Origin of the sequence: Paraburkholderia sp. (assembly GCF_036488505.1) — a bacterium.
GTDB lineage: Bacteria > Pseudomonadota > Gammaproteobacteria > Burkholderiales > Burkholderiaceae > Paraburkholderia.
This window is the reverse complement of record NZ_DASXHN010000399.1, coordinates 1-13,016: the sequence shown is the minus strand read 5'-3', so window position 1 is coordinate 13,016 and position 13,016 is coordinate 1. Positions and strand designations below refer to the sequence as shown.

The 13,016-nt window shown below is 65.0% G+C and carries 9 protein-coding genes; 4 read left to right on the top strand and 5 right to left on the bottom strand.

Going from position 1 to position 13,016, the window contains the following annotated elements:
• Nucleotides 1–2: 2 nt before the first annotated feature.
• Both cyoA and VGH68_RS23140 read right to left on the bottom strand, forming a co-directional pair.
• Entirely contained in the window at nt 3–896 is an 894-nt protein-coding gene (cyoA, locus tag VGH68_RS23145; protein WP_331606040.1) for a ubiquinol oxidase subunit II, read from the bottom strand.
• Between the two features lie 413 nt (nt 897–1,309).
• The gene (locus VGH68_RS23140; protein WP_331606039.1) at nt 1,310–2,866 is read right to left on the bottom strand and encodes an NADH-quinone oxidoreductase subunit M; all 1,557 of its coding nucleotides are present in this window, start codon (nt 2,864–2,866) and stop codon (nt 1,310–1,312) included.
• Between the two features lie 680 nt (nt 2,867–3,546).
• Between VGH68_RS23140 and VGH68_RS23135 the strand changes: the two genes are divergently transcribed.
• From VGH68_RS23135 to VGH68_RS23120, 4 genes are all read left to right on the top strand, one after another.
• Complete coding sequence (locus VGH68_RS23135; protein ID WP_331606038.1) at nt 3,547–4,323, top strand: ABC transporter ATP-binding protein; 777 nt, start codon at nt 3,547–3,549, stop codon at nt 4,321–4,323.
• A complete protein-coding gene (locus tag VGH68_RS23130; RefSeq protein ID WP_331606037.1) occupies nt 4,313–6,892 on the top strand; it encodes an FtsX-like permease family protein in 2,580 nt (859 codons plus the stop codon). Before VGH68_RS23135 ends, VGH68_RS23130 begins: the two co-directional genes overlap by 11 nt.
• A gap of 322 nt (nt 6,893–7,214) precedes the next feature.
• On the top strand, nt 7,215–8,318 hold the full coding sequence (locus tag VGH68_RS23125) for a carotenoid 1,2-hydratase (RefSeq protein ID WP_331606036.1): 1,104 nt from the start codon (nt 7,215–7,217) through the stop codon (nt 8,316–8,318).
• A gap of 135 nt (nt 8,319–8,453) precedes the next feature.
• Nucleotides 8,454–9,398 carry a flagellar brake protein gene (locus VGH68_RS23120; protein ID WP_331606035.1) on the top strand — a complete coding sequence of 315 codons (945 nt, stop codon included), beginning with the start codon at nt 8,454–8,456 and terminating at the stop codon, nt 9,396–9,398.
• 56 nt (nt 9,399–9,454) lie between these two features.
• Here the strand turns inward: VGH68_RS23120 and VGH68_RS23115 are convergent, their stop codons facing one another.
• The 3 genes from VGH68_RS23115 to VGH68_RS23105 all read right to left on the bottom strand — a co-directional run.
• The gene (locus VGH68_RS23115; RefSeq protein WP_331606034.1) at nt 9,455–10,000 is read right to left on the bottom strand and encodes a vWA domain-containing protein; all 546 of its coding nucleotides are present in this window, start codon (nt 9,998–10,000) and stop codon (nt 9,455–9,457) included.
• 131 nt (nt 10,001–10,131) lie between these two features.
• Entirely contained in the window at nt 10,132–11,247 is a 1,116-nt protein-coding gene (locus VGH68_RS23110) for an ATP-binding protein (protein WP_331606033.1), read from the bottom strand.
• Nucleotides 11,244–13,016 (bottom strand): cobaltochelatase subunit CobN (locus VGH68_RS23105; RefSeq protein ID WP_331606032.1); only part of this gene is annotated, 1,773 nt, incomplete at its 5' end. The genes VGH68_RS23105 and VGH68_RS23110, both read right to left, overlap by 4 nt.

The window sequence follows — 13,016 nt, the reverse complement described above, 5'->3', positions numbered from 1 at the left end:
CGTTACCCCTTAGGCGCACAGTTGGCGTCCTTCATGTTGTCGAGGACGTTGCCGTTGTTGTATCGGGCAATGATGTTGTTGAAGAGCTTCGGATCGACGGTCGAGAAGTACCGCACCGGGTCCTTTTCGCTCGGTTCGGACACCGCGTGATAGCGGTCCATGTCGAGCCGGTCCGACGACGCACGCACCTTCGCGACCCATGCGTTGAAGTCCGCGGGCGAGGTGGCGAGCGTACGGAACTTCATGTCCGAGAAGCCTTTGCCGCTGAAGTTTGCCGCGAGGCCCGCGTAGTCGCCGGCGTGGTCGGCGATCAGGTGCAGGCGCGTTTGCATGCCTGCCATCGCGTAGATCTGGCCGCCGAGCTGCGGAATGAAGAACGAGTTCATTACCGTGTCGGACGTGATCCGGAAGTTCACCGGCGTGCCGACCGGAATCGCCAGCTGGTTCACCGAAGCAATGCCGAGATCCGGATAGATGAAAAGCCACTTCCAGTCGAGCGCGACCACTTCGACGTTGATCGGCTTGACTTGCGACTCGAGCGGACGATACGGATCGAGCTCATGCGTGGTGCGCCACGTCAACACCGCGAGGAACAGAACGATCAGCGCGGGAATCGTCCAGACGGCGATTTCGACCGCGGTTGAATGCGTCCATCCCGGGCGGTACTCGGCGTTCCGGTTCGACGCGCGATAACGCCATGCAAAGAACAGCGTCATCGCGATGACCGGAATCACCACGATCAGCATGGCCCACGTGGAGGTCGCGATCAGATCACGCTCCGCGACGCCCACACTCCCCTTCGGATTCAGAACATCGAGGTGGCTGCAACCCGAAAGCAGCAACATCAGGCTGGCGGAAAGAACGCTTGCCGACCTTTTCAGCATCCGCCCTTTCATATCCCCTGCCTTTTCTTTTCGACTTCAACGAACGTCATTCGACGGCTCTCCATTAATAAGCGATCGGATCATAGGGGCGTGTGGACTGCCGATAAACACTCGATTCGGCAACGATCTATTGCGTCGTCACACTGTGCGGCACGTTGCCGCACACGCGAGCGCAACGTCGCACACCCTCGCGCGCTCTCTATTAACCGGCTGCGTTTGCAATGCGCTTCAACGAAGCATCCAAAAGTTGACGCATCGCAAAAGCCCCTAAAAAAAGCACTCGAAATTCGCTGGACACGGTGCGACCTGGCTGTACTTCGCCTTAGGTACTGTTCGCAAGGGATCGATAGCGACCCGCAAAAGCGCGTGAGGATTGCGGCATCCACGATGCGTGGTGCCACAACGACTCTTGCGCCGGGTTGTGTTTAGCCCGGCGTGCGTGCCGCGCCGGAAGCCGGCGCGGGCGCCGCGGCTTGCAGATGTTCGTTGCCGTCCGCGGGCGCCTGGTCCGAAGGAAGCGCGGAACGCTCCGACTGCGCGAGCAGCGTGCCGACAGACGGATCGATCGCGTCGGTGAACGGCTTCGGATCGAGACCGATCGCGAGGACCAGCAGCGACATCGCACCGAGCAGCACGAATTCGCGCTTGCCGAGGTCTTTCAGCGTCGACACGCGCGCATTGGCGATCGCACCGAAAATCACGCGCTTGTACATCCACAACGTGTACGCCGCGCTGAGGACCAGCGTGCTCGCGGCGAGCGCGCCGATCCAGAAGTTAAAGCGGATCGCGCCCATCAGCACCATGAATTCGCCGACGAATCCCGACGTGCCGGGCAAGCCGATGTTGGCCATCGAGAACAGCATCACGAACGCGGCGAAGCGCGGCATCGTGTTGGCGACACCGCCGTATTCGGCGATCGACGCGGTCTTCGTGCGGTCGTAGAGCATGCCGGTGCACAGCAGCATCGCGCCGGACACCACGCCGTACGAGATCATCTGCACGATCGCGCCGGACTGGCCGAAGCGGTTGAACACGAACAGGCCGAGCGTGACGAGGCCCATGTGCGCGACCGTCGAATAGGCGAGCAGGCGGCGCATATCGGTTTGCACGAGCGCGAGCAGGCTCGAGTAGATCACCGCGACCAGCGACAGCGTGATCATCATCGGCGCGAAGAAGTGGCTCGCCTGCGGCGCGATCGGCAGCGCGAAACGCAGCAGACCGTAGCCGCCGATCTTCAGCATGCCGATCATCACGGCCGCGCCGGTCGGCCCGTCGAGGTGCACGTCGGGCAGCCACGTATGCAGCGGCCACATCGGCACCTTCACGCCGAACGCGGCGAGAAACCCGAGGAAGATCAGCGACTGCGGGACCATGCCCAGAGGCGTGTCGCGCCACACGGCAAGATCGAAACTGTGCGTCTGGCTATACAGATAGAGCAGCGACATCAGCATCATCAGCGAGCCGAGAAACGACACGAAGAAGAACTTCACCGCCGCGTACGTGCGGTTGCTGTTGCCGTAAGTGCCGATCAGCAGATACAGCGGAATCAGCGTTGCCTCGAACGCGATAAAGAACATCATGCCGTCGAGCGACGTGAACACGCCCTGCATGAAACCCGACAGCAGCAGGAACGCGCCGAAGTACTGCGCGGTGCGCTGCGTGATCGACTCCCATGACGCGATCACGATGATGATCGTCGTCAACGCGGTCAGCGCGACGAGCCACAGCGAAATCCCGTCGATACCCACATGCCACGCAATATCGAACGTCGGCGACCAGCGGACGTTTTCGACGAACTGCATCGCGCTGACGTCGTTGCGGAAGTTCGCCACCAGCGGGATCACGGGCAGAAAGCCCGCCACCGCGCCGATCAGCGCAAGCCACCGCGTGCGATTGCGAGCCGCGTCGGAGCCGGCTCGCAGAACCACGAAGCCGGCGACGATGGGAATCCAGATGAGAAGACTAAGAAGAGGCAATGGCATGTGCTGTGGAAACTCGAAGTACAAAAACGCCGCGTCAACGCCGTCAGAACAGCCAGCGATGAAATAGATATGTAAGCTTTATTTCGCTGCAATGGGTGTGCGGAGGGTTTTCCGCTACACGTTTACCCGCAGTCGATTGACGAAGGGTGGAGATTACCAAGATCAGAATAATTTTGCACTGCAACAGCGGCGCGAACCGTGCCGCTATTTGCGCCGGGCCCGCCAAGCGCTTGCAAGATGCGGTGAAATGTGCGCTTGCACTGGTTGCACCGCGCCGACAGTGGGCCGGGGAACTTGTCTGCAATAGCTGGCAGTTAGAAGTGAATTGAGAGATTTTTAAGCGTCCGCCGGGTTGCGCGTCGGCGCCGCTGGAATGCGCCGTGCTCGCGCCTCTCGCTCAGCGTTGCGACGCTCGCGCCAAAATCGCGCAATTTTGCGTAACAACAGACCCGAAAAAATTTTGCGGAATCTTCAGATTCCCTGGGAGACGCATCGGGCAACGCCCGACAAAGCACCAAGCCGAGGGGGTAGCAAGGTCAGCGAAATTGTTTGCGAAACCTTCATACCCCTTACACCTCAGGTTTGCGCCGCGCAGATCGCTGCGAAAACTCGCGCGGCAAGGCACACTGATTTCACCCGCCGGCCTGTCGCCGCCAAGCCATTTTTCCGGACCTTCCCGCATGACCCTTCGTCGTGACGCCGCCGTCCCCGCTCTCGAATGCCGTCGACTGAGCAAACGGTATGGCGCTGGCCGCATCGTGCTCGCGCAACTCGACTTCACGCTCGCGGCGGGAGAGTTCGTCGCGATCATGGGCGACTCGGGCGTCGGCAAGTCGACGCTGCTCAATCTGATCGCCGGGCTCGACCGGGCGGATAGCGGCAGCGTGATGCTCGACGGGCGCGCGATCGAGCAGCTCGACGACAACGCGGCAACGCGCTTGCGGCGGCAAAAGCTCGGCTTCGTATTCCAGGCGTTTCACGTGCTGCCTCATCTGACGCTCGCGCAGAACGTTGCATTGCCGCTGCTGCTCAACGATCTGGCGCCCGCCGGCGCGCTCGAGATGCTCGCCGCCGTCGGACTCGGCGGCCGCGGCGACGACTTTCCGCGCGACCTCTCCGGCGGTGAACTGCAACGCGTGGCGATTGCGCGTGCGCTCGTGCATCGGCCCGCGCTGATTCTCGCCGACGAGCCGACCGGCAACCTCGATCCGGCGACCGCGCACGACGTGCTCGGTCTGTTTCGCGCGCAAAGCAAGGCGACCGGCGCGGCCACGATCATGGTCACGCATTCCGAGGCAGCGGCCGCCGTGGCCGATCGCGTGCTGATCCTGCGTGACGGCGGCCTGCATGCCGCAACCGCGAAATCTGCCGATATTGCGGATGCCACGGGTGTTGCCAGCTCGGTGGAGCCCCGCGCGCATGCATCGCCCGCCCGCTCTGACGACAATGTCCGCTAACCCTCGTCCGCTGCCGCGTACGTCCGGATCGCGCGTGCTCGCGCGCTGGCTGTTGGGCGCGGAGTGGCGCAGTCATCGCGGGCGGTCGCTGGTCGCGATCGCAACGATCGCGCTTGGCGTCGCGCTCGGCTATGCGGTGCAACTGATCAACGGCGCGGCCTTCAACGAATTCTCGGCGGCCACGCGCAGTCTGTCGGGCGACGCCGATTTGCAGGTGCGCGGCGCGCAGCCTTTCGTCGACGAAGCCATCTTTCCGCGTTTGGCGAACGAGCCCGGCGTGGCGCTCGCGAGCCCAGTGCTCGCATTCGATGTCGCGGTGCCGGGGCGCAATAGCGCGCTGCCCTTGCTGGGTATCGACGTATTCCGGGCGAGCCAGATCACGCCCGATCTGATCGGTGTGCCGTCGCCGGGCCGGCAGCTCGATACCCTCGCTTCCGACGCGGTATTTCTGTCGGCCGCCGCGCAGCAATGGTTGAACGTCAAGACGGGCGACCACGTGACGTTTCTCAGTGGCACGTCGAGCGTGCATCTGCGCGTCGCGGGTGGGCTCGTGCGAACACGGCCAGGTCAGCGGCTCGCTGTGATGGATATCGCCGCCGCGCAGTGGAAGTTCGGCAAGGTGGGCAAGCTCTCCCGCGTCGACGTGCGGCTCGAGCGCGGTGTCGACCGGCAACGCTTCAAGCGCGACCTGCAGGCGCGGCTCGGCGACACGTGGGTGATCGCCGAGGCACGCGACACCGATAGCCGCACCGACCGTCTGTCGCGCGCCTATCGAATCAATATGAACGTGCTCGCACTGGTCGCGCTTTTCACCGGCGCATTTCTCGTGTTCTCGACGCAGGCGCTCGGCGTCGTGCGACGGCGGGCGCAGTTCGCGATGCTGCGCGTGCTCGGACTCACTCGGGCGCAGTTGATACGGCAGATCCTCGTCGAAGGCGCGCTGCTCGGCTTGATCGGTTCGTTATGCGGCCTCGCGCTCGGCTATGCGATGGCGAGCGGTGTGCTGCGTGTGTTTGGCAGCGATCTGGGCGGCGGCTATTTTCCGGGTGTACAGCCGCGCGCGAGTTTCCAGCCGTGGGCAAGCACGGTGTTTCTGCTGCTCGGTGTCGCGGTCGCCATGCTGGGCAGCGTGGCGCCCGCGATCGATGCGGCGCGCGCGCGGCCCGCGGTCGCGCTCAAAGCGGGCGCCGAGGAAGGCGCATTGGCGCGGCTCGCGACGCCATGGCCCGCGTTAGGCTGTCTGCTGGCCGCCGCGCTTCTCACACGTGTGCCGCCGTGGTTCGACGCACCGATTGGCGGCTATTGCGCCGTTGCGTTGCTGCTCGTCGGCGGCATTGCATTGATGCCGCGCGTGACCGCGTTGATATTCGGGATCGCGAGCCGGGCATCCGCGCTGCGACGCCGTCCGGGCATCACGGGTACGCTCGCGCTCGCGCGTCTCGCGAACGCGCCGGGCCAGGCATCGATTGCGATGGGCGGCGTGCTGTCGAGCTTCGCGCTGATCGTCGCGATGGCGATCATGGTGGCCAGCTTCCGCGTGTCGGTCGACGACTGGCTCATGCATCTGCTGTCCGCCGATCTGTACGTGCGTGCGGTGTCGGCTGGCAATAGCGGCGACGCAGGCGGCTTGCTGCCGGACCAGCAGGCGCGGATCGCGGCGGTCGCCGGTATCGAACACGCCGCGTTTGCGCGTGCCACGCATCTGACGCTCGATCCCGCGCGCCCGGACATCGGGCTGCTCGCGCGCGACATCGACGCGGCCGATCCAGGCGCGACTTTGCAGATGACCGGCGCGGTGCTGGCGCCCTCCGCTTTTCATGCTGGCGAGGTACCGGTATGGGTGTCCGAAGCGATGGTCGATCTGTATGGATACCGGACCGGTCAGCGCGTACGCCTGCCGCTTGGTAGACCCGGCCAGGTGTTCGTCGTGGCTGGCGTGTGGCGCGACTACGCACGACAAAGCGGCGCGATCCAGATACGGCTTGCCGACTACCGGCGTCTCACCGGCGACACGAGCGCGACCGATGTCGCGGTGAGCGTCTCGCCAGGCGTGAGGGTCGAACGCGTGATCGATGAATTACGGGCACTGCCCTTCGGCGCGGCGCTGCAGATGTCGCAACCGGGGGAGATCCGGGCTCGCACGCTGATGATCTTCGATCGCAGCTTCGCGGTCACTTATCTGCTCGAAGCGGTCGCGATCGTGATCGGACTGTTCGGCGTGGCCGCGACTTTTTCCGCGCAGACGCTCGCGCGCGCCCGCGAATTCGGGATGCTGCGGCACGTGGGCGCGACACGCACGCAAATCCTCGGCATCCTCGCGTCCGAAGGCGGCCTGCTGACGGCTTGCGGCATTGCACTGGGTTTCGCACTCGGTTTAGCGATCAGCCTGATTCTCGTGTTCGTCGTCAATCCTCAGTCATTTCATTGGAGCATGTCGCTGCACGTGCCATGGACACTGTTGAACACCGTTGCGCTGGTAATGCTGATTCTGTCGTGTTCGACGGCGGTCATCGCGGGCCGCGGCGCGGTTTCAGTCGATGCGCTGCGCGCTGTGAAGGAGGACTGGTGATGCGGGCTGCGTGGTGTGAATGGGATCAACGCTCGATGGGGAGCGCGCGGTGATCGTCGAATCCGTTCGCGAACGCCGCGCCGCATGGCGGGGATGCGCGACGTGGATCGCACGCGTGTCGTGTGTTCTGTCGTGTGCATTGCCATGTGTGTTGCCGCATGTGTTCTCGCATGTATTGCTGCGGTTGAGCGTTATCCGCGTGACGATGTCCGCGTATGTCACGTCGTTTAGCGTATCGATTGCCTTTACTCGCCGACGTCGTGCGACACAACGATACTGTTGCCCTGTCGTGTTCCGACGGTGGCTGTGTTGTACTGCGACGATGGTGGTGTCGTCAGCGTTTGCCGCAGGCGTCGACTTGCCAGCCGCCACGGCAGCCGCGTTTTCCGCCGTGACCCCGGGTCACCCGGTCGCGCTGCCTGAAGACAGCGGCGCACACCCGTCTTTTCGTACCGAGTGGTGGTACGCGACAGGCTGGCTCAATACTCCGGATAACCAGCCGCTTGGATTTCAGATTACGTTTTTCCGTTCAGCGACAGGTCACGATACCGCCGATCCGAGCGCTTTCGCGCCGTCGCAGTTGATCATTGCGCACGCCGCGTTGAGCGATCCAACAGTCGGACATCTCGTTCACGACCAGCGCATCGCCCGCGAGGGCTTCGGACTCGCGTATGCGAAGCTCGGCATTACCGATGTCAAACTGGGCGCGTGGAAAATGATTCGTCACGCGGATGGGCACTATGACGTCACTGTCGACGCGGCCGGGTTCTCGCTGCACCTCACGTTGACGCCGACGCAGGCCCCGTTGCTGCAAGGCGAGCGCGGCTATTCGCGCAAAGGACCGCGGCCGGAACAGGCGAGCTATTACTACAGCGAGCCGCAACTGCGCGTGACGGGCACGGTGGTGCGCCCGGCTACAGCGGAACACACCGCTCAGCGCACCGCGGCGGTAACAGGCAGCGGATGGCTCGATCACGAATGGTCGAGCACGTTGCTCGATGCTGATGCGGTCGGATGGGATTGGCTCGGCGCCAATTTGAAGGACGGTTCGGCGCTGATGGCATTCAAGGTACGTGGCCGCGATGGCCATGCAGTCTGGGCGCACGCGACGCTGCGCGATTCCGCTGGACATGTGACGAATTTCGGCCGCGATCAGGTCGAATTCACGCCGGTTCGCACGTGGCGCTCATCTCGTACCGGCGCATCGTATCCGGTCTCGATGCTCGTCAGAACCGGCGCGCTGACATGGCAACTCGATCCGCTGATGGATGACCAGGAACTCGATTCACGACAATCGACCGGCGCTGTGTATTGGGAAGGCGCGGTGAGCGTAAGCCGTGGCGGTGCGCAGTTGGGGCGGGCGTATCTGGAACTGACCGGATATGCGGACGCGCTGCAGACAGGCAGTGATAGAGGAAAGAACTGACGTGCGTTTTCGGGACCGGTATGCGCGAACCCAACGCGCCCACGCGATGCAGCAGGCACGCACTAGCGTCGATTAAAGTTTTACCCTCCACCGCCGTCATCCAGATTATCCCGCCACTCAATCAAGCCGCCGACCATGGACCATCCTGTCGAGGAACACATCGACGCCCACACCGCTGCGCTCTCATCGTCGTCGCTCGTCCCGGACGCGGTGCCCGTCGGCACGCCGCTTCCCTGGTCAATCGTCGATGGTGACGGCACGCTGCTCTTCGACAGCGGCACGATCCTCGCGACCACCGACGAGCGCGCGTTTCTGTTCGCCCACTTCCATCCGCAGCGTGGCGACCTGCTGGACCCGAACGCGGAACAGCCGCCGATGCCCGCGCCCCCCGCCGAATCCGCCGGTGAGTTGACGGTCAACGACATGCATCTGGGAATAGGTGCATTGATCGGCATGCGCTCCCAACTCGGCAGCGGCGCGCCGATGCAGCCATGCCGCATCATCGGCTTTGCGCCGAATCATGCGATCTTCGTCACGCCGCCGTTACAAGCGGGCCGGCCGATGCCGCTCGCGCTCGGCGAAAACGTCGAACTCGTCGCGATCGCCAGCCAGGCGGTGTTCCGTTTCGTCTGCACGATCGAGGCGATCTGCCGCCAGCCGTTCGACTACATCGTGCTGTCGAAGCCCGGTGTGATCCGCCGCCTGCGCGAACGCAAATCGATTCGCGTGCATGCGCATCTGCCGGTGCGATTCGGCATCGGCGAAACGGGCGAAGCCTACGAGGGCCTCGGGCTCGCGAAGGGCATCAGCGCGCTTGGCATGTCGTTGAGCGCACCGTGGGCGCTTGGCGCCGTCGGCGATCGCCTGCGCATCGCGTTTCGTCTGAAGTCCACCGAACTCGATACCGAGATCGAGACCACGGCCATCATCCGCAACGTGCAGAAAGGCAGCGCGCCCGGCGAGCCGTCGAGTCATGGGCTCGAGCTTGACCAGCTCAACACGGCGCAGCAAATGGCAATGAAGGTCTTCGTGTTCGATCGTCACGACGACGTGCTGTACTGGTCGAACGGCGTGAAATAAGCGGCACGGCCGGACCGGCCGCGCCGCGCTATCGCCGAAGCGCAAGCATGGCGGGGTCAGCCGATCAACGCTTCCGGCGCCAGACACCGGGCACCCCATACATCGGCGAGCGTTTCACAGCGCCCGAGCGTCAACCCGCCACGCTCGAAATCGACGAACACCACTTCGTCGGCATCGAGCGGGCGCGCGGGTACGTCGTGGGTGCGGCCGTCGGTCAGAATCCACAGCCAGCGCTGTTGTGCCGGCCGCCTGCGTGCGCTGCGCGCGAGCAGTTCCGCCGCGCGCCGCACGCCCGATCCAAGCGGCGAGCCCCCGCCGCCGCCCACCGGCTGCAGCCAACGCTCGTTCCACCAGCGCGGCACCGCCGGGCCGAAGCGCACGTCCGCGCCCGCACCGCCGAAACAGATCAGCGCGGCCTCGGCACGCATTGCGCTCGCATGATCGAACAGCGCAATGAGCAAGCCTTTCGCCAACGCGAGACGCTGCCCCTCCAGCATCGACCCCGAACAATCGAGCACGAAGCAATGCAGCACACCGCCGCGCGGTGTGTCGCGCACGAACCGCAGATGCTCGCGGCGCAGACCGTGCTCGCGCTCGCGCATCGCGGCGAGCGTCGGCGGCCATGCGATGCGTCCGCCTGGCTCGCCGCGTAAAGCGCCGCGCGAACTTGCGTTGGTGCCTTGCGGCCATCGAAAACCGCTGCGCGAGTCAGCGGCGGCACCTTTCCGATGGCTCAGCGCTTTTTTGCGGCGAGCGCAATGACGCTTTTGACCGGCACGGCCGCCGTCGGCTCCGGCGGCAGGTAGCCCCAGTCAGTTTCGGTCGAAGACGGTGCCGACGCGGCCCCTTCGGCAGCTTCATTGCTTGCGCGCTGCTGTGACGGACTCGCCGCGCTCTCGGACCGACCCGCGGACGGAGCTCGCGAATCAGGCTGCCGCCGCCGGTGGATCAGCACCGCGTCCGCCACGCGATCCACATGTTGCGCCGTCACTTCGGCCGCCTCGTCGAGCGCAGCCAGCGCGCGCGCCGCGCGCAGCATCACGAGATCGGCGCGCAGACCGTCGACGGCGGCGTCGATGCACAGCGCGCTTACCTGCGCATGCACGGCATCGTCGAAAGCGAGTTGCGGCAGCGCCGCGCGCGCCGCGCGAATCCGCTGCGCGTAGTCAGCCTGTTGCTGCGCATGGGCAGCACGAAAGCCGGCCGCATCATGATCGAACGCGAGTCGGGCCTTGACGATCGCCTGCCGCGTCCGCGGCTCGAACGCGTTCTGCAATTCGACCATCAGACCGAAGCGGTCGATCAATTGCGGCCGCAATTCGCCCTCTTCCGGATTCATCGTGCCGATCAGCACGAAGCTCGCGTCGTGACTGTGAGAAACGCCATCGCGTTCGACGGTATTCACGCCGCTCGCCGCCGCATCGAGCAGCGCATCGACGAGCGCGTCGGGCAGCAGATTGACCTCGTCGACATACAGCACGCCGCGATGCGCCTTCGCCAGCAGTCCAGGCGAAAAGCGCACCGAGCCGTCGCGCAGCACCGTTTCGATATCGAGCGTGCCGATCAGCCGATCCTCGCTCGCGCCGAGCGGCAGATTGACCAGTTGTCCCTCCGGCAGCAACTCAGCGAGCGCGCGCGCCGCAGTCGACTTCGCGGTGCCGCGCGGCCCGCTGATCAGCACGCCGCCGAGGCCCGGGTCGATCGCGGCGAGCAGCAGCGCCTGCTGCAATGGCGCCTGGCCGATCAGCGCGGCGAAGGGAAAAACCGGCCGCGAAGCCGTGCCCGACGTCGAGCACAAGATCGTTTCACCGCCGTTCGCATCGCCCGTTTCTCGCGTCGCGCCATTCATGTCCGTGTTCCTTCGATCTGCTGTTCACTCGCGAGCAGATGCTGCTCGACCTGCGCGCGATAGTCGCCCGGTTGCTGCCATAGCCCGCGCTGCATCGCTTCGAGCAGCCGCTCGCAGATCGAATGCAACGCATGCACGTTGTGCCGCTGCATGAACGCGCGGGTCTCGGCGTCGTTCAGATAAGCGTCGGCGACGAGCGCGTATTGATGATCCGCGATCACGCGCGCGGTCGCGTCGTACCCGTACAGATAGTCGACGGTCGCGGCGATTTCGGCCGCACCTTTGTAGCCGTGGCGCTTCACGCCATCGAGCCACTTCGGATTGACCACGCGCGAGCGGATCACGCGCGCGATCTCCTCGTGCAGCGTACGCACGCGCGGCGCGGCCGGGTTGCTGTGATCCGCGTGATACACGCGCGGCTGTGCGCCGGCAAGATGCCGCACCGCCGCGACCATGCCGCCCTGGAACTGGTAGTAGTCGTTCGAATCGAGCAGGTCGTGCTCGCGGTTGTCCTGGTTGTGCAGCACCACATCCATTGCGGCCAGACGCGCGCCGAACGCGTGATGCGCTTGCTCGCCCGCGCTTTGCCGCGCGTACGCGTAGCCGCCCCACGCCTGATAGGCGCTCGCAAGATCGGCGTCGGTCTGCCATTGACGCGAGTCGATCATCTGCTGCAGACCCGCGCCGTACGCACCGGGCCGTGCGCTGAATACGCGCCAGCCGGCGCGCTTGCGAGCTTCGGCCGGTTCTATTCCGCGTGCAATCAGCGCATCGCGTTCGCTCAGCACGCGCGCGCGGATCGGATTCAGATCGGCCGGCTCGTCGAGTTCGGCGACCGCCTGCACCGCCGCATCGAACAGATGCATCACGTTCGCGAACGCATCGCGGAAGAAACCGGACACCCGCAGCGTGACATCGATGCGCGGGCGGTCGAACGCTTCGATCGGCATGATTTCGAAATCCGTCACGCGATGGCTGCCTGGCGCCCACTTCGGCCGCACGCCGAGCAGCGCGAGCGCCTGCGCGATATCGTCGCCGCCGGTGCGCATCGTCGCGGTGCCCCACACCGACAGGCCGATCGCGCGCGGATAGTCGCCGTGCTCCTGCAAGTGCCGCTCGATCAGTTGCTGCGCCGATTTCAGGCCGAGCGCCCAGGCCGCTTGCGTGGGCACCGCGCGCGTGTCGACCGAGTAGAAGTTGCGGCCGGTGGGCAGCACGTCGGGCCGTCCGCGCGACGGCGAGCCGCTCGGTCCCGGTGGCACGAAGCGCCCTTCGAGACCGCGCCTCAGTTGCGTCATTTCCTGCGGACCACAAGCGTCGAGGCGCGGCAGCACGTCGTCGCGCAAACGGGCGATCACCTGTTTCGTTTGCGGCAGATGTTCAGCAAACGCCGGCGACGCTGGCTCGCCACCCGAACCACCCGAACCATCGGCACCTTCACCGCACACGCCACGCAGCAACTCGGCCGCGAGCAGTTCCAGCCGCTCCCGCGTATCGCCGTAATGCCGCCACGGTGCATCGCTGACTTGCTGCAACACATCGGCGCGCGGACCGTCCCACGGCGCCGCCCAATCCACGGTCAGTGGATCGAACAGATGATCGATGCGCAGATCGCGCGCGAGCGCATCGGTTAGCCCGGCCCTGCCGGACTGGCCGTCGCCGATTGGAAAGCGACCGAGCGCGAGCAGCGTGTCGCGCCGCTGCACGCCGCGCGGCGACTGCCCAAAGGTATGCAGCCCATCGCGTATCTGCGCTTCCTTCAACTCGCA

What these genes read in the sequence shown, in the direction of transcription:
- cyoA (WP_331606040.1), bottom strand. Translation starts at nt 896, where the DNA reads ATGAAAGGGCGGATGCTGAAAAGGTCGGCAAGCGTTCTTTCCGCCAGC.
- VGH68_RS23140 (WP_331606039.1), bottom strand. Translation starts at nt 2,866, where the DNA reads ATGCCATTGCCTCTTCTTAGTCTTCTCATCTGGATTCCCATCGTCGCC.
- VGH68_RS23135 (WP_331606038.1), top strand. Translation starts at nt 3,547, where the DNA reads ATGACCCTTCGTCGTGACGCCGCCGTCCCCGCTCTCGAATGCCGTCGA.
- VGH68_RS23130 (WP_331606037.1), top strand. Translation starts at nt 4,313, where the DNA reads ATGTCCGCTAACCCTCGTCCGCTGCCGCGTACGTCCGGATCGCGCGTG.
- VGH68_RS23125 (WP_331606036.1), top strand. Translation starts at nt 7,215, where the DNA reads ATGGTGGTGTCGTCAGCGTTTGCCGCAGGCGTCGACTTGCCAGCCGCC.
- VGH68_RS23120 (WP_331606035.1), top strand. Translation starts at nt 8,454, where the DNA reads ATGGACCATCCTGTCGAGGAACACATCGACGCCCACACCGCTGCGCTC.
- VGH68_RS23115 (WP_331606034.1), bottom strand. Translation starts at nt 10,000, where the DNA reads ATGCGCGAGCGCGAGCACGGTCTGCGCCGCGAGCATCTGCGGTTCGTG.
- VGH68_RS23110 (WP_331606033.1), bottom strand. Translation starts at nt 11,247, where the DNA reads ATGAATGGCGCGACGCGAGAAACGGGCGATGCGAACGGCGGTGAAACG.